22 protein-coding genes and 3 pseudogenes are annotated in these 23892 nt (G+C 58.2%); 19 read left to right on the plus strand and 6 right to left on the minus strand.

The window, feature by feature from the left end; genetic code table 11:
- From IPM58_13895 to IPM58_13910, 4 genes and pseudogenes are all read right to left on the minus strand, one after another.
- On the minus strand, positions 1-493 hold a 493-nt coding region (locus tag IPM58_13895; GenBank protein ID MBK9308135.1), incomplete at its 3' end, for a pyruvate dehydrogenase (acetyl-transferring), homodimeric type.
- Entirely contained in the window at positions 490-1095 is a 606-nt protein-coding gene (locus tag IPM58_13900) for a class I SAM-dependent methyltransferase (protein MBK9308136.1), read from the minus strand. The genes IPM58_13900 and IPM58_13895, both read right to left, overlap by 4 nt.
- A 171-nt stretch (positions 1096-1266) precedes the next feature.
- Positions 1267-4375 (minus strand): annotated as a pseudogene (locus IPM58_13905) (efflux RND transporter permease subunit).
- A gap of 9 nt (positions 4376-4384) precedes the next feature.
- Entirely contained in the window at positions 4385-5512 is a 1128-nt protein-coding gene (locus tag IPM58_13910) for an efflux RND transporter periplasmic adaptor subunit (protein ID MBK9308137.1), read from the minus strand.
- 173 nt (positions 5513-5685) lie between these two features.
- Here IPM58_13910 and IPM58_13915 point away from each other — a divergent pair, with 173 nt between their 5' ends.
- The 4 genes from IPM58_13915 (at position 5686) to IPM58_13930 (ending at position 7855) form a co-directional block, all read left to right on the plus strand.
- On the plus strand, positions 5686-6453 hold the full coding sequence (locus IPM58_13915; protein MBK9308138.1) for an SDR family oxidoreductase: 768 nt from the start codon (positions 5686-5688) through the stop codon (positions 6451-6453).
- A gap of 43 nt (positions 6454-6496) precedes the next feature.
- Positions 6497-6802, plus strand: a complete 306-nt coding sequence (locus IPM58_13920; GenBank protein MBK9308139.1) for a carboxymuconolactone decarboxylase family protein — start codon at positions 6497-6499, stop codon at positions 6800-6802.
- 163 nt (positions 6803-6965) lie between these two features.
- The gene (locus IPM58_13925; protein ID MBK9308140.1) at positions 6966-7562 is read left to right on the plus strand and encodes a sigma-70 family RNA polymerase sigma factor; all 597 of its coding nucleotides are present in this window, start codon (positions 6966-6968) and stop codon (positions 7560-7562) included.
- Positions 7559-7855: a zf-HC2 domain-containing protein gene (locus IPM58_13930; protein ID MBK9308141.1), complete on the plus strand. Its 297-nt coding sequence runs from the start codon at positions 7559-7561 to the stop codon at positions 7853-7855. Before IPM58_13925 ends, IPM58_13930 begins: the two co-directional genes overlap by 4 nt.
- Before the next feature lie 84 nt (positions 7856-7939).
- On the opposite strand, the gene IPM58_13935 is transcribed toward IPM58_13930, so the two are convergent.
- Positions 7940-8329, minus strand: a complete 390-nt coding sequence (locus IPM58_13935; protein ID MBK9308142.1) for a hypothetical protein — start codon at positions 8327-8329, stop codon at positions 7940-7942.
- A gap of 131 nt (positions 8330-8460) precedes the next feature.
- Between IPM58_13935 and IPM58_13940 the strand changes: the two genes are divergently transcribed.
- The 13 genes and pseudogenes from IPM58_13940 to IPM58_14000 all read left to right on the plus strand — a co-directional run bounded on the left by IPM58_13940 (position 8461) and on the right by IPM58_14000 (position 21370).
- Positions 8461-9363, plus strand: a complete 903-nt coding sequence (locus IPM58_13940) for a DMT family transporter (protein MBK9308143.1) — start codon at positions 8461-8463, stop codon at positions 9361-9363.
- A 162-nt stretch (positions 9364-9525) separates the two neighbouring features.
- Entirely contained in the window at positions 9526-10983 is a 1458-nt protein-coding gene (locus IPM58_13945) for a PAS domain S-box protein (GenBank protein ID MBK9308144.1), read from the plus strand.
- A complete protein-coding gene (locus IPM58_13950) occupies positions 10980-11633 on the plus strand; it encodes a response regulator transcription factor (protein MBK9308145.1) in 654 nt (217 codons plus the stop codon). The genes IPM58_13945 and IPM58_13950 overlap by 4 nt, the downstream gene beginning before the upstream one ends.
- A gap of 1165 nt (positions 11634-12798) precedes the next feature.
- Positions 12799-14160: an urea ABC transporter substrate-binding protein gene (urtA, locus tag IPM58_13955; protein MBK9308146.1), complete on the plus strand. Its 1362-nt coding sequence runs from the start codon at positions 12799-12801 to the stop codon at positions 14158-14160.
- Positions 14161-14561: 401 nt separating this feature from the next.
- Positions 14562-14816: a hypothetical protein gene (locus IPM58_13960; protein MBK9308147.1), complete on the plus strand. Its 255-nt coding sequence runs from the start codon at positions 14562-14564 to the stop codon at positions 14814-14816.
- Positions 14817-14860: 44 nt separating this feature from the next.
- A complete protein-coding gene (locus IPM58_13965; protein MBK9308148.1) occupies positions 14861-15118 on the plus strand; it encodes a hypothetical protein in 258 nt (85 codons plus the stop codon).
- Complete coding sequence (urtB, locus tag IPM58_13970; GenBank protein MBK9308149.1) at positions 15076-15981, plus strand: urea ABC transporter permease subunit UrtB; 906 nt, start codon at positions 15076-15078, stop codon at positions 15979-15981. The genes IPM58_13965 and urtB overlap by 43 nt, the downstream gene beginning before the upstream one ends.
- Entirely contained in the window at positions 15974-17107 is a 1134-nt protein-coding gene (gene urtC, locus IPM58_13975; GenBank protein ID MBK9308150.1) for an urea ABC transporter permease subunit UrtC, read from the plus strand. The genes urtB and urtC overlap by 8 nt, the downstream gene beginning before the upstream one ends.
- Positions 17104-17871: pseudogene (gene urtD / locus IPM58_13980) on the plus strand (urea ABC transporter ATP-binding protein UrtD). The gene urtC and the pseudogene urtD overlap by 4 nt, the downstream one beginning before the upstream one ends.
- Positions 17872-17894: 23 nt before the next feature.
- Positions 17895-18635: pseudogene (gene urtE, locus IPM58_13985) on the plus strand (urea ABC transporter ATP-binding subunit UrtE).
- A 137-nt stretch (positions 18636-18772) separates the two neighbouring features.
- Positions 18773-19918 (plus strand): hypothetical protein, encoded by a 1146-nt coding sequence (locus tag IPM58_13990; protein MBK9308151.1) that lies wholly within the window; start codon positions 18773-18775, stop codon positions 19916-19918.
- Positions 19915-20067, plus strand: a complete 153-nt coding sequence (locus IPM58_13995; GenBank protein MBK9308152.1) for a hypothetical protein — start codon at positions 19915-19917, stop codon at positions 20065-20067. Before IPM58_13990 ends, IPM58_13995 begins: the two co-directional genes overlap by 4 nt.
- A 910-nt stretch (positions 20068-20977) precedes the next feature.
- Entirely contained in the window at positions 20978-21370 is a 393-nt protein-coding gene (locus IPM58_14000; GenBank protein ID MBK9308153.1) for a nuclear transport factor 2 family protein, read from the plus strand.
- 15 nt (positions 21371-21385) lie between these two features.
- On the opposite strand, the gene IPM58_14005 is transcribed toward IPM58_14000, so the two are convergent.
- A complete protein-coding gene (locus IPM58_14005) occupies positions 21386-21622 on the minus strand; it encodes a hypothetical protein (protein ID MBK9308154.1) in 237 nt (78 codons plus the stop codon).
- A 112-nt stretch (positions 21623-21734) separates the two neighbouring features.
- Between IPM58_14005 and IPM58_14010 the strand changes: the two genes are divergently transcribed.
- Both IPM58_14010 and IPM58_14015 read left to right on the plus strand, forming a co-directional pair.
- On the plus strand, positions 21735-23201 hold the full coding sequence (locus IPM58_14010) for an alkaline phosphatase D family protein (GenBank protein ID MBK9308155.1): 1467 nt from the start codon (positions 21735-21737) through the stop codon (positions 23199-23201).
- A 110-nt stretch (positions 23202-23311) separates the two neighbouring features.
- A complete protein-coding gene (locus IPM58_14015; GenBank protein MBK9308156.1) occupies positions 23312-23794 on the plus strand; it encodes a hypothetical protein in 483 nt (160 codons plus the stop codon).
- The last annotated feature ends 98 nt before the right edge of the window (positions 23795-23892 follow it).

Below are 23892 nucleotides of genomic sequence, written 5' to 3' on the forward strand. Positions count from 1 at the left end.
CGAGCTCCACGCGGAACCGATGAAGGGTTTCCTCTGTGAGTCGTCCTTCCACGAAACTGCGCGCATAGATCCCCGGTGCGGCGTGCCCTTGAAAGTAGACTTGGTCGCCGCCTTGGGGTCCGTTCTTGCCGCGCAGAAAATGATGCCGGGCGACTTCATAGAGCGTGGCGGCTGAAGCAAAGGTAGAAATATGTCCGCCGATGCCTGGGCGCTGCTGGTTCGCCCTCACGACCATCGCCATCGCATTCCAGCGGACGAGGCTTCGGATGCGTCGTTCTAACTCGAGGTGGCCGGGATAAGGCGGTTGGTGGGGGACAGGAATCGTATTGACGTACGGGGTGTTGACCGACTGGGAGACTTTCGCCCCGCGTCCGCCCAGCCGGTCACGAAGCCGTTCGAACAGATAGGTTGCCCGCTCGACGCCGTGGTGCTCCAGTACATACTGAATGGAGTCCAACCATTCGCGCGTCTCCTGCGGATCTGTGTCGTTCATTCACGGTCCTTCGGGGCTGTGTCCTGTGCCTCAGAGGAGTTGAGTGTGTGACTGCCGGGACCCGCAAAGATCTGGAAGTGCTGCCGGTCGAGAACATCATAGGTGTTGACTAGTTGATAGCCGGCGGCTTCCATTTCGAGGCGGACTTCCTGCTTGGCGATTCTATCGTCGAAGAGGTCGAAAAAAACCCCACGAGGATGAAAATCAATGATCGCGACGCGCCCATCCGGCCTGAGCGACGACGCGAGCGCACGAAAGTAGGCGACTCGATCAATCATGAGATGATAGGTGTTACAGCTGAACACGAGGTCGACCGGCTCTGGAAATCTGGAGTCGTTCAGCGTGGCGCGGACGGGCCGCACATTCGGCGTTCCGCGTGCGACCATTTCTTTAAAGATCATGTCCAGCGCCGCCTTATTCAGATCAACTGCGTAGACCATCCCCCGTGCGCCGACGGCCTTGGCCAGATGCCACGTAAAGTAGCCGCCGCCGGCACCTAGGTCTGCTACACGCGACCCAGGTGTGATCGACAATAGTTCAATGACCCCTTGTGGTTTCTGCCAGGTATCCCGCGCGGGATCATTGAGACGCTGATAGTTCATCTCCGCGCAACCCGTGAACCCTAGGAGGAGAACGAACGATGCAACAAGATGTGTACGCAGAGCTTTTGAGATCACACGCTTCCTTTCACTCGACGGAGTCTTTGTTTGTGAATGGATCATTATAGCGAGATGCAGGCTCCAAATCTTGTGAGAAGATCTGGTGGCCTTTGGTTACGTCCTTTCCTCCGCCCACGTCGGCGCTTCGGGATTGACGGGCTCTAGTGTCGAGTGCGATTCAGAAGGGTCATGGTGAGCCGCGATCATTGCATAAAACACTGGTACGACAAATAGCGTGAACAGGGTTCCAACCGTCATGCCTGTCACCAGGACCATGCCGATACTGTTTCGCGCGGCCGCTCCGGGACCTGTCGCGAGGACCAGCGGGAGATGTCCAAAGACAGTCGCCGCTGTGGTCATCAGTACTGGCCGCAGGCGAGTCATGGCGGCCTCGCGGACTGCGGTCACGCGAGAATAGCCTCGAGTCTGCAGTTGATTGGCAAACTCCACGATGAGAATGCCGTTCTTGGCAATCAGTCCGACCAGGGTGATCAGTCCCACTTGGGAATAGATGTTAATCGTCGTGAGGTCCAAAAAACTGACGACCAGCGCACCTGCGATTGCAAGCGGAACCGACCCAACCAGAACGATGAACGGATCACGGAAGCTCTTGAACTGGGCGGCCAGCACCAAGTAGATCAGGATCACCGCGAAACCGAGCGTGACCGTGAGCGCCTCTCCCTCTTGCCGGAGTTGTCGTGACTCACCGGCATAGTCGAGGACGACGCGGGGGCCGACCGAAGCGGCTGCCGTTTCCAGCACGCGGAGGCCTTCTTCCTTCGTGACCCCGGGTTTGAGGCCTCCGAAGATGCGGACCGCATTGCGTTGTTGGAAACGGTTCAAGGTGCGAGGTGCGGTACTTGTTTCAATGTGAGTGAATGTCGATACCGGCACCAACTGGCCGCCTGGTGTTTTGATCTTGAGGTCGAGCAGCGGATCAAGCGTGGCGCGATCCTTATCGCCGAGTTGAGGAATGACTTTGTAGCTGCGATCGAAGTAATTAAACCGATTGACGTATCCACCGCCGAGCATCGTCCCCAGCTCGCGCCCGACTCCGGCCAAGTCAAAGCCCAAATCAGCGAGCCGCTCACGATCCAGGACGACGCGTGCCTGCGGTAGATCGATCTTCAGATCGGTGTCGACGTACAAGAATTTGCCGCTCTGCCACCCTGCGCCCAACAGGGCATCGATTGTTTCGAGCATCTGCTCGGCGGGCGCATCACTTTGTAGGACCAGCTCGACGTCGTACTGACCGGGGGTCGGGAGAGGCGGGTCCAATCTGGGAAAGACGCGGAGCCCCGGTACCTGCGACACGGCGACATAGACGTCGTCATACATCTCTTCGGTGGAACGGGCACGATCGTGCCAATCTTTAGCCACGACACCACCGAAGCCTCCCCAGGCGGTGGTGAGCGACCAGGTATAGTCGGTTTCAGGAATGGCCGTAATTGCCTTGACGATCTGGAAGTGCTGACGATTGGTGGCGGCCACGGTGGAGTCCGGCGAGGCTTCGAAAAACAGACTGATATGGTTCTGGTCTTCCACAGGAGCAAGTTCTTGACGGGAGAAATGATAGAGCGGCCAGGCTGCCATCGTGACGAGGAGAGGCCGCCATCATGATCCCCCATCGCATCGTCAGTGCGCCATCAAGCATCCATCCATAGGTCCGGCGGAGCGATTCAAAACCGCGGGTCACCTGTTTCGTCAGTGCCCCTTCCTTTCCCTCCGGGTGCACGAACCGCGAACTCATCATCGGTGAGAGCGTAATTGCGACGATACCAGACAAGACCACTGCGACAGCCAGAGTCATCGCAAACTCGAGGAACAAGGAGCCGGTCAGGCCGCCTTGGAAACCGATCGGCGCGTAGACGGCGGCGAGCGTGATCGTCATCGCGACGATCGGGCCGAACAGCTCACGAATGGCGGTTTTGGCAGCCTCGATGCGAGATTGTCCCAGTCGGACATGTCGCTCCACATTCTCCACGACTACGATGGCGTCATCCACGACCAAACCGACGGAGAGGACGATGGCGAGGAGGGTGAGGAGATTCAGGCTGAACCCGAACGCGGCCATACAGAGGGCCGTGCCGATCAACGAGACCGGCAGGGCGACGAGCGGGACGAGCGCCGTACGGATCGACCCCATAAAGAGAAAGACCACCACGGCGACGATGAGAATCGTTTCCGACAAGGTCTTCGTGATTTCCGTCAGCGCATTCCGGATGAACATGGTGCTGTCCCAAACGAGTTTCATCTCGATGTCACGTGGCAGGGTCGGACGGATCTGTTCAATCTCGTCGCGCAGCCGGTGTCCGACTTCGATTTCGTTCGTGCCGGGTACCGCCCAAATCCCGAGGTAGACGCCTTCGGTTGCGTCGTACTTGGCAATGATGTTCGCCTCTTCGGCTTCCCGCTCGATCCGTGCCACGTCCTTCAGTCTGACGATGGCACCGCCGCGGTCGGCGACCACCAGGTCTTCAAACTCAGCGGTAGAGCGGAGATCGGTGTTGGCCAGCAGGTTGACCTGGACCACATTGCCTTTGGTGCGACCGACCGCAGCCAAGTAGTTGTTTCGGCGGAGCGCGCCTTGCACGTCGCCGGGAGAGAGATTGAGCGACGCGAGGCGGTCCGGATCAATCCAAATACGCATCGCGATTTGTCGGTCGCCTTCGAACGTGACGCGTTGGACGCCGGGCAGTGTCGAGAGCTGAGGTTGCAACGTCCGAAGCAACCAGTCTGTGATGGCTGGAACCGTGCGTTCGGTCGAGTTAAAGCTGAGGTAGAACGAGGCATAGGGCCGATCCGCTCGCTGGATGTCAATCGCGGCCGGTTCGGCATCCGGTGGGAGTTCCGATCTGACTTGCTGAAGTCGCGCCGTGATCTCTGCCAATGCCGCCGTGCTGTCGTGATTCAATTTGAGATGGACGGTGACGGTGCTGACACCGGCGCGGCTGGTCGATTCCACATAGTCGACACCGCTGATGGCGGACACGACCCGTTCAATGGGTGTGGTGAGGAAACCACGGACTGTTTCGGCGCTGGCCCCGTAGTAGATGGTTGTAATGACCACCTGCGAGTTTTCGATCTTTGGGTATTGTTGGACCGGCAATGTCGTCAGCGCTCGCCACCCGGCAAGCAGGATCACCAGGTTGACGACAATCGCCAACACAGGATGCTTGATGAACACATCGGTGAATGATGTTTGCGTGGCGTCCCGTCTCATGAGCATCCGTCAGGGTTTCACGGCTGCGCGATCATCCGTGGAGAGGGCCGTGGGTATGCCTGCTATCGTGACGAGGAGGCCATCGCGGAGTTTGAACGATCCCTGGGCCGCAATCTGCTCGCCAGGTGTCAGCCCATTATAGATGAGGATTTCATCGTCCAACATCGGCCCGCTTTCGACCTGGCGAGTATGGACGCGCATCCGGCCCTCGTGGTCTGCGGCTAGGACGAACACCTGATCGCTTCCTGGTCCTTTGCGTAACGCACTGACCGGGATGGCGACGACGCTCCGTGTCGTGCCGATGGGAACACGAACGCGCACCGATGCTCCCGGTGCCGGTACATTGCGAGCCCCCTCGATCCTCGCTCGGACCATGGCATTCCGAGTCGTCGGATCAACGCGTGCATCGAGGGCGAGGATCTTGGCGGTAATGGTAGGAGTATTTCCAGCCACCGATACCTCAACAGTTTCGCCGACGCGCAAACCTGACGCCACCTGCTGCGCCACAGTGAAGTCGACATGGACCGCCTCGCCAACACCTTGCAGTGTCGTCAAGAGGGTGCCTTCATCCAAATACTGCCCGGGATGGACGTCTGCGATACCGACCCTGGCACGGAATGGGGCACGGATGGTCTTCTTGGCAATGATCGCTTTTGTGCGGGCAATCTGTGCCTGGGCAACCTGCAAGTCTGCTTGCGCCCGATCCACTTCCTCCTGCGTTGTGGCGAGCTCCTGGCTGAGGTTCTGTCTTCGATTGAGAACGGTCTTGGCGAGCGCGACCTGAGCCTCCTGGGCTCGCAGGTCAGCCTCCTCGACCGAGACGTCGAGTGCGACCAACAAGGTACCGGCCTCGACAATCTGGCCTGGGATGAGCCGAACCTCGCGGACGGTCCCGGCAAGCTCGTTCTTCAGCGTAATTGATCGTAGCGCGAGGATCGTTCCGATTGAGGTCGTCGTCTGGCGGTGGTCGATGGCTCGCGCAACCGCAGCGGTCACCGATTCCATCGGCTCCGGTTGATTCGCCGAAGCGGCCTGTTCCCCCTGAATGGCTTCGTATTTCCATGCGGCCAGACCGATGCCTAGCAGGAGGACAATGCAGACAAGGACTATGGATCCGATCCAGTTTGGACGATTCATGGTAGGCTCACCGGACCATGTTACCAAATTTTGACGTTCTTCGGACCCTGATCTAAATGGTGTTGTCAGAAAGGTTCGGCTGGAGAATTATTTTGTTATCCGTGTAAGACATACGGTACGTCCCCGACAAGAGGCTATGCAATCGTCACATCAATCTCCAAGGAGGTCACCGAATGTCGTCTATTCCATCACAGCATGCGTTGATCGTCGGTGGATCCAGTGGTATTGGGCTCGCAACGGCGAAATTGCTCGTCGAACGAAACATCACCACGACCATTGTCGGTAGGAAGTCGGCAAAGTTAGAACAGGCACGACGTGCGCTCTCTGGGCTTGGGTCTGTCGAGATTCAACAGGTTGATTTGTATCAGTCGGACGATGTCCAGCGCCTCATCAAACAGATCGCTGATCACAGTCGTCCCATTCGGTATTTGGTCAATGCTGCGGGCTATTTCAAACCCACCGCCTTTCTTGACCATTCCCCCGACGACTACGATACCTACATGAACTTAAACCGAGCGCTATTCTTCATCTCCCAAGCGGTAGCCAAGAATATGGCGGCGAATGGTGGTGGCTCTATCGTGCACATCGGCTCGATGTGGGCTCAACAGGCCATCAAGGCCACGCCGTCGTCCGCCTATTCAATGGCAAAAGCGGGGTTGCACGCCCTCACTCAACACATGGCGATGGAACTGGCGGACGCGAAGATTCGGGTCAACGCCGTGTCACCCGCCGTCGTGAAGACACCCGTGTACGAGTCCTTCATTGCATCAGACAAAATTGATGAGGTCTTAGCCAGTTTCAATGGGTTTCATCCTATCGGGCGTATTGGCACGGCGGATGATGTCGCTAAGGCCATTAGCTTTCTCTTGAGTGATGAGGCCTCGTGGGTAACCGGCGCTGTGTGGGATATCGACGGCGGCGTGATGGCTGGGCGAAACTAGTAGACCGGTAGGTTCCCTTTTATCTAGATGAGGAGGACTAAGCATGTACGACTCAAGCAATATGAAGAAACTCTCTCAGCTCGGTGCGAAGGCCAGCGAAGCCTGGAAAGGATTCGTGGCATTTGACAAGGCGGCGTTGGCCGACGGAGTCATTCCAAAGAAATACAAGGAGCTCATGGCGATCGCCGTCGCGCTGACGACGCAATGTCCCTACTGCATTGACATTCATGCGGATGCGGCACGCAAAGCGGGTTGCACCGATGAGGAGCTGGCAGAAGCCAGTTTTGTGGCGGCTGCATTGCGGGCTGGGGCGGCGGTCACTCATGCGACCCACTTGATGAAAGACTGAGCTGGGCGTAAGACAGTGGGCGCGAGAACCGTTTGATCTGTTGAGGGCTGTCTGCTAGGTCGGTTCGCGCGTGAGCCCAACGCAGCCTGTTGTCGCCGATAGAGTCAGGTTTGAGAAACACAGGGTCCGTGGCGTCGGACACTGGTGGGAGGTCCGTACCGGTATGGATGCGGGAGTTCGTCATGAATCGCGGCGTTGGATCGATGAGCATGGTGACTATCTCTATCGGTTTGCTCTTGTGCGTGTCTACGATTCAACGGTTGCAGAAGATCTTGTCCAGGAAACATTTCTGGCCGCGCTGCAGGGGACTCGTCGGGAAAGCGGGCCAACGGCCGAGCGTCGCTGGATGGTCGGCATCATCAAGCACAAGATCATCGACCACTTTCGCCGGATCGCGCGGGAGCCGGTGCGTGGAGAACATCAGTCGGAGACGTCCTCCCTGGATGAGGATTTCTTGGACGACGGACATTGGAAGCCGGAGCTGGCAGGTCGTCGCCCGTGGCCGGACAAACCGGATACGTTACTTGAGCAGAAACAATTTTGGGATGTGCTCGCGTGCTGTCTCGATACACTGCCACCGCGCACGGCCCAGGTATTTACGCTCCGCGAGATAGACGACATTGACTCGGAAGAGGTTTGTCGCCTCCTGCACCTCACACAGACGAATCTGGGTGTGATCTTGCACCGAGCAAGGAAGCAGCTTCGTAATTGTCTGTCGACTCGGTACTTCGGACTGGCCGAGGAGGGCGTGCGATCATGAGCTGGCTCACTCATTTCTTACCGACGTGTCAGGACATGTCGCAATTGCTCTCAGACGCATTGGATCGGCGATTACCCTGGCCTGTTCGGGCACGCATGTTTATTCATCTGAAGATATGCACGGTCTGCGAGCAGTATCAACGCCAGCTCGCACTGCTTCGTCGTCTCCTTCGGCAGAAAGATGATTCCTACCCCGTTGATGTGCGCGGATCCCAGCCTGGTCTTTCGGATGAGGCCAAGGGGCGTATCCGTCGAGCCCTCGAATCAGACCCTGCTTCGCATGATTCTCCCTAAGCCACGGATCTCATAGAGAGCGTAGGTCGCCGTGCGCTGTAGGAAATGTGGACGGAGTGCTCTACCTAAACTTGGACAAGGAGATCAAGGCTTCACATCCGCTTCCCAGGACACACTTGCCGGACACCACTGCCAGATACCAAGGGTAATAATGCGAGTCAATCCTGCCGGGATACAGGCGGTGCGGTTGACCACCACTTTTCTATTGATCAGCTTGGTGGGATCCCCGCAGCGCTTCAGATACTCATCGGCCTTGATGTCATGGAGATTGGCATGGGGTACGACGAAGGCAACTACGGGAACGGGTAGTACGGCAATGGACGAGTCGTCGACGCCCTGAGAGCCCGAACAATGGGCGCCGGTTTTGGGGTACGTCACGTCATCACGGACCAGTGCCGTCGTACAGCCTGCAAGGAGAAGAGACGTACTGACCAGTAGTGCGAACCCCCGTTGTAGGCCTTGCTTTCGGATCATACACACCTCCCGGTTGATCGGTCCTGTCTCTTAGACGCAGGCTACTCACAAAGGTAAACTCCGTCAAGCCAATGAGGCGTCGACGGAATACTGCTTGACGGCGAAGCTGGAACGACGGTATCCCAATGGCCATGAGTCAGCCGTCTACCACCGTGGCCTATGGGTCTGTCGTACTCGCAGCAGTTCTGTGGGGTGGTTCGATTGTGGCGCAGAAGATGGCGCTTGGATCGTTCTCCGCGGTCGAGGCGTCGGTGCTTCGGGATCTCGGTGGCTTGGCCATTCTCCTGGCCACCTGGTGGTGGAAGGAGGGTGGAGTTCTCACGATCAATCGTGCCGACATGGGGTTGCTGGGCCTACTTGGGCTTGGCGTGTTGGGGAATCATTTGCTCATTCTAATGGGCCTCAACTATGTCAGTGGTGCCGTCGGTGGCGTGATCATCGGATCAAGCCCTGTGGTCACGTCTCTTCTCTCTGCCCTCCTGATTCGAGACGCCCCACTACGCGCAGTGTGGGCAGGAGCGTTTGTATCGTTTGCGGGTGTTGGGTTGGTCTCTGTGGCAGGGTTCCAAGCAGCCGGCGAGCAACCGTTGCTCGGGAGCACGTTGGTTTTTCTCGGAGTGGTCAGTTGGGCACTCTATAGCATCGGGAGTCGCACTATTATGGAGAGGGTGTCGGCGCTGACGGTGAATTGGACGACGTTGACCGTGGCGACTGTCCTTCAAATTCCGCTGCTGTGGACAGATCAAAAAGTGATGGATGCCGGGATGAGCTCGGTGACGACCCCCGATTGGCTCGCGCTGGGCTATCTGGTGGTCTTTGCCACAGCGGTGGCTCAGCAGGCGTGGTTATTCGGCGTCAAGGGCATCGGCCCCTCACGAGCCTCGGTCTTGGGCAATCTGACACCTGTGGCGGCCATCGCCCTGTCTGCGTTAATTTTAGGCGAATCGGTCGGGCCTATCGAAATTATCGGGATTGGTCTCATCCTAACCGGTGTGTGGGTGGTGAATCGTCGAACGGAAAGATTGGACACATAGCATTTGCATTGCTAGTCAGATACCATCCGTTCTCTCTCGATCCTAGCCATAGGAGTGCGGTATCATGCGCTACCAAGCTAGCTGGAGAGTAGCAATACTTCGTGGGTCCGTTTGGTAGAGGCAAGCCAGTCTGGTCCTGTCTTTACAGGATCGTGGAGGGCAATGAATAGTCACTATGCCCGAGCACTGATCCCGCTGATCCTGGCCGGAACGTTTCTTATCGATGTGTTCATGCCATGGGGCTATGCGGTCTGGGTCGTGGGACATATCTTTGCCGTGTTCTTGGCCCTCTGGATCGAATGGCCGATTGCTCCGTATCTCGTTGCGACCATCGCGACCGTGCTTGTGCCAACAGGGCATACGCTGTCTCATCCCGGTATTCCTCAAGATCTGGCGATTTTTAATCGGATCGTTGGTATCGGGCTCCTGTGGGTGACCGCGTGGCTCGTGGCGCGAGCGAGAGGAGCGAAACTCGACGATGCCACCAGGCGTTTAGGCGCGATCGTCGAGAGCAGCAGCGATGCCATTCTTAGTGTAACTCCCGACGGATTCGTGACGACGTGGAACGTAGGGGCAGAGCGGATTTTCGGATATTCTGCGACCGAGATGATCGGGCGTTCGATCCTGACACTGATTCCGGACCATCTTCATCGTGACAAAGCCTGGCTCCTCGCGACAGTGCGGGGAGCACATGACATTCATACCTATGATGCGGTGCGATTGCACAGAGACGGACGATCCATCGATGTCTCGGTGACATTGTCCCCTCTCAGGGACGCGGTCGGCCAGTTTGTGGGAGTTTCGAAAGTCATTCGTGATATCAGCGAGCGGAAGCGAGCCGAGACGCTCCTGCACCAGGCGCATGAGGCGCTGGAACTCAAAGTCCAGGAGCGCACCGCCGAATTGCGTAGAGCCAACAACTCCCTGCGCGAGCTTTCCGGTCGTTTGATGCAAGTGCAAGAAGAAGAGCGAAGCCGGTTAGCACGCGATCTCCATGACGAAGTCGGACAACTGCTGACCGCATTGAAAATCGACCTACAAGATATCCAACATGGCGAGGTTGGGGAGGCTCGTTACGATTCTCTCACAGACAGCCTGGTACTGGTGGACCACCTATTGACTCAAGTGCGGACGTTGGCGCTCGACTTACGACCATCGCTTCTGGATGATTTAGGCTTGGTCCCGGCGCTGCGATGGTATGCGAACCGGCAGGCGACGCGCAATGGATGGACCCTTTCGCTTTCGGTCGAGGACATGATCGGGCGAGTTCCGGCCCCTATCGAGGTCGCCTGTTTTCGGGTCGTACAGGAAGCGTTGACCAATATCGCGAAGTACGCACGGGCTAGGACGATCGATCTGACGTTGCGCCGGCAAGAAGAGGAAGTCACGCTTATTCTTCAAGACGACGGTGTGGGATTCGACGTCCTGTCAGCCCGACAGCGTGCACAGGGTGGAGAAAGCATCGGGTTGCTTGGCATGGAAGAGCGGGTGCGTTTGGCTGGCGGCAACTTGGTGATCGTGTCGGTACCAGGTCAAGGGACAAGACTCCAACTGTGTTTCTCGCTCACCGAATACGATCAATCCCAGGTGAGTCGAACAGCTGAGGTGACGGCCTCATGAGCCACCTGCGAGTTCTGATTGTGGAAGATCATGCTCTCGTCAGAGCCGGCATGCGGGCGCTTGTGCAAAAGATTGAGGGGGTCGAGGTTATTTCAGACGTGGGGGATGGGTGGGAAGCCGTCAAGTCCGTGCAAACCGATGTTCCTGATCTTGTGCTGATGGATATCGCGATGCCTGGACTAAATGGGCTCGACGCGACGTCCCGGATCGTGAAGGAATCGCCGACCACCCGGGTGATTCTGGTGTCTATGCATGCCAATGAAGAATACTTCCAGCAGGCCTTACAGGCCGGCGCATCAGGCTATCTCTTGAAAGGCGCAGAACTGGCTGAACTCGAGTTGGCTATTCGGACGGTAGGGAGGGGTGAAACCTATCTGACTCCCGCAGTAGCGAAGTATGCCATCGAGGTCTACCGCGAAAAGTCTGATGGGCCATCGGGTCCGCTGGGGAGGCTCAGTATGCGCCAGCGTGAAATCCTTCAGCTCATCGCCGAAGGGCAGACGACGAAAGACATTGCCCACCGCCTGAACTTGAGCGTCAAAACGGTCGAAACACACCGAAGCCAATTGATGGAGCGGCTTGAAATTCACGATGTGCCTGGGTTGGTCCGATTCGCGATGCGAGTTGGGCTGATACAACCAGATTCTTAACCCGCGTTGGTCTCTCTCTATTTCCGTATCGTTCGGTGAACTCCTACATTGCTCCCTGGGGACGTTCCGCGTTCTCCTAACCAGAACAATTCACGAGTTCCACCATAAAAATCCATCGAGGCTCCAACTGTTGTATGCGTCAGGGGAGAGAGGCGCGTCCGTTTGCCGATTCATCTGATTTTGGATTGTTCAGGCTACTCGATGGCCTTCATCCGGAGTCTCCCATCATTTTTTCAGGCGTTCCCCGATAGATCGACGGTCGTGGCTGTGAGATCGTGCGCGACAGAACAGGAGCGGTATGATTCGCACAGCATCCAGAAGGAACAGATCCACAGGAGTTCTCTCTCTCTAGCTATTGATGTGTCAGAGTCGGACCCGTGTCTCAATTTGGAAGACGTCTTTTGCGACAGACAAACATGTGCCAGTTCGATGAGCGCCGGCGAGACACGATGGTTCTAGAAGAACGGCCGCCGTTCACGCAGGCTATATCTGCTCGCTCTGCCTGTCCACGGACAAGACCGGCGAGCACGTCTTGCCTGAGCAGCCCTCGCTGGCAACGGCGAGAATGAACCTCTCGCAAGGCGCGTAAGTCGCGGTGGATCGGGAGCATGCCTCCATAGCACTGCGAGGACACGCTGTGAGGGCCTTGCTCTAGGAAAGAGCCAATGGCGACGCCGTAAGCAATTGAGCTTGCGGCGTCGTTTCCTTATCGTTAACCCCGGGATCTATCTCCAGAGACTGAGCACAAAGTTTTACTCTGCTTAAGTTCTAACTCGAAGTGCAACAGCATGATCCCTGCAGTTGTGAAATATGCATCGAAGCCCACCACGAGAAATCTGAAGGGCCGGTTGGTCTACTGGCCAAGCTGAGTATGTGTCACCGCAAAATTTTGCAGCTTAGTGCTTCCTCCATTCATTCGCATTCCCACGTTCTTTCAGTACACTCGACGGCCCTACCTCTCTAGGGGATCTTCTACCACGTTTTCAGGATTTCCCTGATAGGACTACGCCGTCTTTTGTGAGATACCAGGCGCCACAGTATGGGCAGAATGATTCGCGCAGCATTCAATAAGGAAGGTCGAAGCGAGTCGTTCCCGAATAGCTTCTCGTGAACAACGCATCAACCGGAGTGAGCACCTCACCGCACAGCAAAGGAGTGATGCATCATGAAGACGCAGGACACGAAGCAGACGCAGACCGAGCCGGCCACCGAGCCTCCGACCGCGGGGGCGTCGCGGCGCGAATTTTTAGGGCAGACGGGGCGAGTGGCCGCGGGCGTGGGCGTCGCCGCGCTGTTGGGGAATCTGGGGCAGTACGCGCTGTCGTATGCGGCGAGCGGGCCGCCGATTAAAATCGGGGTGCTGCATTCGTTGAGCGGCACCATGGCGATCAGTGAAGTCTCGCTCCGGGACGTCGTGCTGATGGCCGTCGAGGAGATCAACAAAGCGGGCGGGGTGCTGGGGCGGCCCGTCGAAGCGAAGATCGTCGATCCGGCGTCGAACTGGGACCTGTTTGCCGAGAAGGCCAAGCAGCTGCTCTTGGAAGACAAAGTGTCGGTGGTGTTCGGCTGCTGGACCTCGGTGAGCCGGAAGTCCGTCCTGCCGGTCTTTGAGAAAAACAACGGGTTACTCTTCTATCCCGTCCAGTACGAGGGGGAGGAGTGCTCGCGCAACGTGTTCTACACCGGGGCCGCCGTCAACCAACAGGCCGCACCGGCCGTCGAATACCTCATGAGCGCCGAAGGGGGGCGGCTACAAGAAATTTATTTGCTGGGGACCGACTACGTCTATCCGCGGACCACGAACAAGATCCTGCGGGCCATGCTGCTGGCGAAGAAGGTGCCGGCGGCGAACATTGCCGAAGAATATACCCCATTCCATCACCAGGATTATCAAACCATCTGCGGGAAGATTAAGAAATTTGCCGCCGGCGGTGGCGCGGCCGTCATCAGTACCATCAACGGGGACAGCAACGTGCCGTTCTATAAAGAATTCGGCAACCAGGGGCTGCGGGCCGAAGATGCGCCGATCATGGCCTTCAGCGTCGCCGAAGACGAGCTCCGGGGCATGGACACCAGCGCCTTGGTGGGGCACTTAGCCGCCTGGAATTATTATCAGAGCGTGGACACGCCGCAGAACAAGAAATTCGTGGCGAATTTCAAAGCCTATTGCAAGAAGAACAACCTCCCGGACGGCGACAATCGGGTCACCGACGATCCGATCGAAGCCGCGTACTTCGGCGTCTACGTGTGGAAGCAGGCCGTCGAGAAGGCCGGCTCCACCGACGTCGACAACGTGCGTGCGGCGGTCTATAACCAGAAGTTTCTGGCCCCGGGCGGGGAAATCATGATGGATTGCTGTAATCAGCATACGCATAAGCCCGTGTTGATCGGGGAAATTCTCAAGACCGGGCAGTTCAAAGTCATTCACCGGTCCAAGGGCTTGGTGAAACCGGAACCCTGGAGCGAGTACACGAACCCCGACAAGGGGTGCGACTGGATTCAACATCAGGGGACCTATAAGAAGTAGGCACTGGGAGCGCACCGTGTGCCCCCGAGGTCAGCCTGAGGGCCACGGGGGTCGTCGATGGTGTGAAGAGCCGGTGGGCCTTACGTCCACCGGGCCATGCGAAGGACACCGCCCGAGGGTGGGCCGTCCGATGCGGCAGGCCTCTCCGGTGTGAAGAGCCTGCGTGGCCATGCCAGACCCAGGCAGAGGTCCCTGTGAGACATTGTGCGAGTGGGAACATGCGCATACCCGGCGGAGGGCGAGTATCGTGATCTACCAGCTCATACGGATGGGACTCCTACTGCTGCCGCTTCACCTGGCGGGCCTGTCCGCCTGGGGGGCAGACGAGCCACACCCCGGCGGAGCCGGCCAGGACTTCTGCAGCGGCCAGCCCGGGGGCCGATCCAATCGCGCAGGCCTTGGTGGACCTGCAGAGCGAGGACGCAGCAGTCCGGACCAAGGCGGCCGAGGTGCTGATTGAGCAGGGGGATGCCAGCCTGCTCCCGCGGCTCGACGAGATTCGGGAGGTGGGGAGCCGGGCCGTGCGGATTGCGATGAAACCGGTGGTCGACCTGCTGAAGAATCGGGCCAACCTGGCGAGCGCCTCGCCGGATACGCGGCGATCGGCGGCGGCGGACCTTGCGATGGGGGACGCGCCGAGGCCATTCCGTTTCTGAAGGCTGCGGCCGCGACGGAGGACGTCTGGTGGGTGCGGTACACCATGCAAGAGGCGCAAGCCCTGCTGGAGGTGCAGGCGGCGGACCCGGCCGTTCAGCTGGCGGCCGTCACCCAGCTGGGAGACCTGCGGAGCCTGAATAGCGTGAGTGCGCTCCAGGCGATCGTGGAGGCGGCGCAAGCCCCGGCGGCGAGCGCCGCGCAGCAGACCCTGGCGACGGCGGCGGCCACGTCCATCGCGCAAATCGAATCCTGGTCCTCGTGGGCCACCGCGATCGAGACCCTGTTCCGGGGATCAGCCTGAGTTCCATTCTCCTCATCATGTCCTTAGGGCTCGCCATCGTCTTCGGGTTGATGGGCGTCATCAACATGGCGCACGGCGAGCTGATGATGGTGGGGGCCTATGCCACCTTCATGACCCAACAAGCCTTTCAAGCCTGGGTGGCCCCCGAGGCCTTCGACTGGTACTTCCCCGTGGCCCTGCCCGTGGCGTTTGTCTCGGCGGCGGCCTTTGGGTGGCTCCTCGAAGCCACCGTCATTCGGTTTCTCTACGGGCGGCTGCTCGAGACCCTGCTCGCCACCTGGGGCGTGAGCCTGATCTTGATGCAAGCGGCGCGCGTCTACTTCGGCGATTTGACCGCCGTGATTGCGCCCGAGGCCCTGCGCGGGGGCGCCCAAGTCATGGTCGGCGTCTACCTGCCGTACAACCGGATCTTCATCATCCTCCTCTCGATCGTGTGCGTCCTGGGGATTTATTTCTTGCTCTTCCGCTCCACCCTGGGCATTCGCGTGCGCGCCGTCACCCAAAATCGCAACATGAGCGCGTGCCTGGGGATCCCCACGCGCAAAGTCGATGCGTATACCTTCGCCTTTGCCTCGGGGCTGGCGGGCATTGCGGGCTGGGCCCTCACCATGGTGGGCAACGTCGATCCGGGCCTGGGCCAGAACTACATCGTCGATTCCTTCATGGTCGTGGTCACCGGGGGCGTGGGCAAACTGGCCGGCACCATCTGGGCCGCCCTGGGGATCGGCGGGTTGAACAAGCTCATTGAACCGTTCAGCGGGGCCGTCTACGGCAAAGTCTTTATCCTCGTGGGCGTGATTCTCTTCCTGCAATGGCGGCCGCAGGGCTTGTTTGCGGCGAAAGGACGGAGTGCCGATGCCTGAGCCCGGTGCCGCCCCTCAGTCGTCGCGGGAGACCCTGGCGTTTGCGGTCGCCGGGCTCTTCTTTCTCGTCGTCCTGCCGGCCCTGAACCTGTTGCCGGCCGAGGACGCGTGGTTCCATGTCTCCGACTTTCGCCTCAATCAATTCGGCAAGTTTCTCGCGTTTGCGATTTTGGCACTCGGCCTGGATCTGATCTGGGGCTACTGCGGCGTCTTGAGTCTCGGGCAGGGCGTCTTTTTTCGGCTTGGGCGCCTATTGCATGGGCATGTATCTCGCGCTGCAAATCGGGTCCGAGAGCGTCTACGGGAGCGAGCTGCCGGACTTCATGGTCTGGACCCAAGTCCAAGAACTCCCCTGTTCTGGTATCCCTTCAAAAGTTTTTGGGGCGGCTTCGTCGGCGCGATCCTCGTGCCCGTCCTCTTCGCCACCCTCTTCGGCGTGCTGGCGTTTCGCAGCCGCATCAAGGGCGTCTATTTCGCCATCATCACCCAGGCCTTAGCCTTTGCCGCCTGGCTGGTCTTCAATCGGAACGAGACGCGCTTAGGCGGCACCAACGGCTTGACCGATTTTAAGCAGCTGCTCGACTTTCGGCTCTCCGACCCCAGCACCCAGCGGGGGCTCTACGTCCTCACCGTCCTGGCCCTGGGGGCCGCCTATCTGCTGTGCCGGTGGATCGTCGCCTCGCGGGCGGGCAACGTGCTGATCGCGATCCGCGACAGCGAATCCCGCGTCACCTTTTCCGGCTACACCCCGTGGCGGTACAAGCTCTTTGTGTTTGTCGTGGCGGCCGGGTTGGCCGGATTGGCCGGCATGCTCTACGTGCCTCAGGTCGGCATCATCACCCCGGCGCAGATCGGCGTGTTGCCGTCCTTGGAGGTGGTCATCTGGGTGGCCGTCGGGGGGCGCGGCACCTTGATCGGCGCCATCATCGGTGCCGTCGCCGTCAACTATGGCCGGAGTGTCTTGACCAATTATTTCCCCGAAGCGTGGCCATTTATTTTGGGGGGCCTCTTTGTGATTGTCGTGACGCTGTTCCCCGACGGCCTCATCGGGATGATTCGGAAACTGACCGCGCGCAAGGAGCCCCCTGCGCTGCGGGTCAAGGCGGAAGGGGGGACGGTGACGTGACGCCCGGCGACCGGATTCTCTCCTGCGAACACGTCGTGGTCGATTACGACGGCTTCAAGGCGTTGAACAACTGCAATTTCAGTGTGCAGTACAACGAGCTGCGCGTGGTGATCGGGCCGAACGGCGCGGGCAAGACGACCTTGCTCGATGTCATTTGCGGCAAGACCCCGCCGACCTCCGGGACCATTCGGTTCGGCGACGGGATCAGTCTGGTCGGCAAGAACGCGGAGGACATCACCAAGCTCGGCGTTGGGCGGAAATTCCAAGCGCCGTCGATCTACGGCAATCTCTCGGTGTGGCAAAACCTGGACCTCTCGGTCAAGCGCGCCAGCAAGGGCGTGGTGCCCACCTTTGGTCGGCAAGACGACGTCGGCGGAACGGGCCCGGATCAGTGAGGTGTTGGAGACCATCGGGTTGACCGAGCAGGCCCATGCGCGCGCCAGGGGCCCTCTCGCACGGCCAAAAAACAGTGGCTCGAGATCGGCATGGTGATCGTGCAAGAGCCCGCCTTGCTCTTGGTCGACGAACCCGTGGCGGGCATGAGTGACAAGGAAACCGAGCAGACCGGGCACTTGTTGATGACGCTGTCCCAAAAGCAAGCCATCGTCGTGATCGAGCATGACATGGACTTTGTGCGGCAGATTGCCACCATCGTCACGGTGTTGGCCGAGGGCACCGTCATTTGTGAAGGCACCGTCGAGCAGGTGCAAGCCGATGAGCATGTGCGTGAGATTTATTTAGGGCGCGCGAAAGTCGCGCAGTAAAGCGCCCCGACCCGAGAGGACCGATGCCCCAGACCACCGCACCCGCTCCGCCGCTGACGTTAGTCGTCGACCAGATCAACGCCTATTACGGCGAGAGCCATATTCTGCGGAACGTCTCGTTTACCATCGAGCCGGGCGAGGTGGTCTGTCTCATGGGGCGCAACGGGATGGGCAAGACCACCACGCTCAAGACCTTGACCGGGTTGCTGCCGGCGCGGTCGGGGACCATTCGGTTCAATGGCGTGGAGATCACGGGAGTCGACGGATCGCCGGGCGCGCCAGGGGCTGGCGTATGTGCCGCAAGGGCGCGAGATTATCCCCCATTTGACGGTCCATCAAAACCTGTTACTGGGCTACTGGAACCGGCCGGCGATCCCGGGCGATGTGTCCGAGTCGGCGGCCTTTGAGGAGGTCTATCAGCTGTTCCCCAAACTCACGCAGATTCTGCATCGCCCCGGCGGGTGCTCAGCGGCGGCGAGCAGCAGCAGTTAGCCATCGGCCGCGCGATTCTCTCGAGCCCCACGCTGCTCTTGCTCGATGAGCCCACCGAGGGGATTCAGCCCTCCATCGTCGATCAGATCGAGGATGTCATCATCGGGTTCAAACAGTCGCGCCGTTTCGCCATTCTCTTGGTCGAGCAGGGGCTCCACTTCGCCGCCCGCCTCGCGGAAAAGTATGTGGTCATGGCCAAGGGCGCCGTCATGGCCCAGGGCAAAAGCTCCGACCTCAATGCCGACATGGTCCGCCAACACCTGACGGTGTAGTTGCTAGTACTCAGCGGTTTTAAGGTTTAGATCCAATCAGTACGATCTCATGCTCAGAGCAACATTGGGCCTATCCGGGCATGACGCGTTGCACTTGTAGGTAGAGCCGCAGCTCACAATCACAAGGAGGGCACACGATGAAGATCGATCTGACAAAGTTCTGGAGAGCAATGGCAGTGGCTGGAGCCGTGACGGCGCTGGTAGCTGGCATGGGCTCCACGCTGCCGAGTGCCTTTGCTGGTGGCACGATTAAGGCGGATGACGACAAGTGGATTTCGATCGGCATGGGGATCCGGACCAGTTTCAATGCCATCGAAGGGGCCTCACCGGGGGGACACTATAGCAACGACTTTACCGTCAACAACGCCCGTATCTACATCAATGGGCAGATCCACAAGTATGTGAAGTTTGAGTTTAATACCGATTGTTTCAATTGCCAGGCCGTGGGTGGGGCCGGGCCGTTCGCGGGGGGGCAGAACTTTGGCGGCAACTCCTCGATCGGGTTGCTGGATGCGGTCGGGAAGTTTGAATTGAATGAGATGGTCAACCTGTGGGTCGGGCGCATGTTGCTCCCGAGCGAGCGAGGTGAGCTGAACGGGCCCTTTTACCATGCGACCTTCGATGGGTTCCGGACCCCGTTCTTTCCCGCCGACCTCAGCGCCAATTTCAATGGGCCGACCGCGGGTGGCGGTGGAGCCGGGCTCTATGGCCGGGACAATGCGGCGACCTTCTGGGGCAAAGTGCACCCCTTCGGGACCACCCACCTGTTATACGTTTTGAGTGTGTCACAGGGGTTGCGGAATGGACCGAACCTCGGCAGCAGCTTAATGTACACCGGGCGGGTGCAGTGGAACTTTTTGAACGATGAGCCGAACCCGGGCTACTACACCTCGGGGACCTATTATGGGACGGCCGGCGATATTGCGGCAGTCGGAGTCAGCGTGCAGCATCAAAAAGATGGGGCGGGTAATGCCGCCGCCGCCAGTGTGTCGGATTTCACGGGCGCCTCGGTCGACGTGTTGCTGGAAAAAGTGCTGCCGAACAACATGGGTGTGTTCACCTTCAACGGAGAATTCAAGCGGCACTGGGCGAACTATGGGACGGGGGCGTTTGCGACGTCGCCGGCCACGTGTTTCTGCACCTTCAACGGCCATTCGTGGACGGTGTATGGGTTGTACCTGATACCCAATGAAATCGGCATTGGGCGGTTCCAGCCCTATGTGCGGTTCACCAGTATCGATCCGCTGTACAGCGCCATGCGGCAGGAGTGGGAGACGGGGTGAACTACATCATCGCCGGCCACAATGCGCGTATTTCGGCGTTCTATCGGTACGGGGATCTCAATACGAAAGGGTTCTTCAATGGCTTTGGCCCGAATGCGACCGGCAACAAGGTTGATTCGTTCCATGTCGCCTTGCAGCTGCAGTATTAGTTTAACCGGTATTGTCTTACATCGATCGCATGAGATGGGTCGATCCTCAACGCGGGGGTCGGCCCTCTCATGGCTTCCGGTACATTCCCAACTCTCTTCAGTGATGTCCGCTCCAGTTCTCAGGGTCTTCCTGGTAGGCGTATGCCATTGTCTCTAATATTCTGCAAACCGAAGTCCATCGAGACTCAAAGCTATCAGGTAGCTCGTGACACCTCAAAGGGTGGTACTCCTGATCAGAACGTGTGGCGATTGGTATCTTTGAGAAAAGGGGGGAAGAGGCATGCATCTAAAGGGTTTCATACTTGAAGATGGCCAAGGACGGGAATTTGTAATGGTGTACGAGCGACCTCAGATGCAATTACGCAAGATGTTTGCGCTCCGCGGCTGGCAACGTAGGCGACTGGTTCCAGTGCATCATACGGAACGTGAGCTGCGCCAAATTGTTGGAGGAGTCGTGATCGAACTCAACGACTTATTCAGCAACCCCGTGAGGCGTCTTCAGCCGGTGGACAGTACTTGTTCGAATAAGAAGTCAAGTTCGACAGTACCGGTTCGGAGCATCCGGAAGGTGGCTAGATAATATTCGACGTACTCTTACTGGAGTGGCTGCTCGGACCATTTACCCTGCCGTCCCTCATGGGAGCGATTCCTTTAGGCGTATGGAAAGTGCTGCGCTGAGAACTTCGAGCGTATTGTCAGGCCCGTACCGATGGCCGTGCTGTCGTACTCTCAACAAACCGCGTTTCCCCGTTGGCCTTCAGGTGCAAGTAGCCCTCTCTCAGAACGTTGCCTGAGTAATTCCTCGGTTGGATCTGGCATTCGTCAGCCCATTGATGGCGGGGAGAAATGTCCTCGCCCTCCTCTGCTGGGTTGCTGTATGATGCGACTCCATTCAGTAGAGAGGATTCGAGTGCTGACGCAGCGTATCGAAGCCGTCACGAAGGCCAATCGAACATTCTACGAGGCGTTCGAGAGCCTCGACATTGCCAAGATGGACCAAGTCTGGATGCATCAAGACTATGTCACCTGCATTCACCCAGGCTGGACGATTCGTTCCGGCTGGCCCGCCGTACGAGACTCCTGGGTACTGATCTTTAACAACACGTTTTCGATGAAATTCGAGTTGACTGATGTGATGGTACAGGTGGCCGGCGACATGGCCTGGGTCATTTGTGTTGAAAATCTCACAACCCAACAGTCCGACGAACCGCAACACGCCAAGGTCCTCGCCACGAACCTTTTCGAGCTGATCGGTGATGAGTGGTTGATGATCCATCACCATGGGTCGCCGGTGATGGGGTGAGAGGGGAAATGCGGGTCAGAGCTTTGGCGCAGCGGTGGGTACTTCATCTATGCGGATGGTTTTCATCCATTCGGCCGCGATGGCATCGCGTTCGGCCATCGCCATACCTGCATAGGTCAGGAACATTTGTGGTCCACGGCGGCGACGCCATGTGAGAAAACTGAGAAAATGATCTTTGCAGACGGATCGCGTCCCGGCAGGGGCATAGGGTTTCGCTAAGCAGTTTGGCACACAGCAATTTATTTCATGCACCGTAGCTCTCCTTCGACTCCGCTCAGTATGATGCTCGGCCTAGCCAATTTTCAAGTCCGCTTCCCGAACCGTTCGCTTGACCTCTTCAACCACATAGGGTAGGGGTACTCAAATGCGCACGCTGCTTTCGGTGGCCTGTTCTCTTGCTCTCGCCTCGTCTTTTGTCACGTCCGCGGTATTCCCCAGTGAACATGCTCAGTCGAATAATTCATCAGGAGAAAAGTCATTTTTGGCCTCAGAGCTGTTACCGCTGGGGATGGCCGTTGGTGATGTCAGTTCGCATCGCGCCCTACTGTGGCTTCGCACAGACGGACCGGCATCCGTGCAGATTGAATGGGCGCCGCTCTCGCTGTGGGAAACGGCGTCGAAACTAGGGACGGTGATGGCTCCGGTGCCGAGAACGACCTTCTTGGCGACCACAGCGGAAGCGGATTATACCCTCACGGTTCCTCTTGAGGGGCTGAGCCCTGGAACCCCGTATCGATATCATGTCACGATCGCTGCTGAAGACCAATCCGCGAAGCCGTTCTCCAGAAAACTTGCAGCGAAGGGAGAATTCATCACACCGCCGGATGACAAGATTTCGACCGCGGTGAGGTTTGCCTGGAGCGGAGATCTTGGTGGCCAAGGGCGATGTCGTCAAGGGGTAGGTGGCTACCCTATTTTTGATGTGATCCATCGGCAGCAGATCGACTTTTTTCTATTTCTGGGCGATACGATTTATGCGGACAACCTCTGCCCCTCGCCGCCGAACGAGCCGGGAGCGGATTTCAAGGCCACAACGCTGGAGGCCTACCGCTTGCGCCATCGATATCAACGAGGTGCGGAAGCGCTCCAGCGATTTTTGAGGACGGTGCCGGTGTATGTGATCTGGGATGATCATGAAGTTCGTGACAATTTCTCAGGACCATTTGACCCACACATGCCGGCTGGGCGACAGGCATTCCTCGAGTATTGGCCGATCGCCTCTTCGAAGGAGGAGCCCAATCGACTGTATCGGAGTGTCCGCTACGGCGCTGATCTTGAACTCTTTATCTTGGACACCAGACAGTATCGGAGTCGGAACGAGGACCAGGATGGTCCTGACAAGACGATGCTGGGATCAACGCAATTGCAATGGCTGCTTGATGGATTGCGCATGTCCACGGCGACGTGGAAAGTTATCGCGACGTCTGTGCCGCTGTCTATCGTGAAGGGTGGGGTAGGCAATGATGGCTGGGGGGCCGACAATAACGGCGTTGGTTTCGAACGTGAACGACAGGTGATCGTCGATACCCTTCTCGGGCAAAAGCTCAAGAATGTGGTATTTCTGGGAGGGGATGTGCATTGGGTCCAGGCCAACGCCTATGACCCAGATCAGGATGGCACCATTGATTTTCACGAATACATAGCAGGTCCGCTCTCGGCCAGGCCTGGACGGATCACCGCGGCAAGTGAAGGATTACACCCAACCCACTTGGTCAATGAGGCAGGATACCAAAATTTTGGGTTGGTTCGCGCGACAAGGCACTCATTCGATGTGACCATCATTGATGAGGCCGGTGACACTCGGTTTTTCCATCACATTGCGGCGCAGTAACAAAGTTCTTGAGTTCAGTCCTCTTGCAATCTCGATGGAGAGCCGGTTACCGTACGTCTCCTATGCGCATTCACCATATTCATTTCTAACGGTAACGAGAGGAAGTGGCTATGTCAGGATTGATGTCCGCTGATGATATTTTCTCGAAGGCAGAAGCGGCAGCCGTTGCGGCGACCGGGCCGGATGAAAAAGCCTTGCAGATCGACTATGACGCGCTGCGGGAGAAATTCCGCAAGGCATTGGGCGATCGAAAAATAACACTCTGCCACATCAATAAATTCTTGCCGGAAGGATACGAGGATCAGGGCCGGTTCAACCTGGTGCTGCTCACAGCCGGCAATGTGGTGTTCGACATCGTGATCGGTGATTCCTACTTTCGATACGACGTCGTGTCGGTTGGGCAGCTGGATAAGGTGCAGCTGATCGATGCGATGTGGGACAATAAAGAGAAGCGTCGAGAGGAGCCCTTCCTAAGCCTGCGACTCATGCACGGCGATGAAGCACATCTGCTCCTGGCGTTGGATGCCGAGGAGCGGGCGAGTCTGCTGAAATTCGCGTCTGCGGTCACGGCAGCGCGCAATCCTGAGCGATAAGTCGTCACACAAGGGAGGCGTTCCACCGGTTCACTGCTGCAAGCGTGAACGTCCCATCATCATGGCGCATGAGGGTGGTCATGCTCATACGCTCCGAC

It is taken from the genome of Nitrospira sp. (assembly GCA_016715825.1).
In the GTDB taxonomy this organism is placed as follows: Bacteria; Nitrospirota; Nitrospiria; order Nitrospirales; family Nitrospiraceae; genus Nitrospira_D.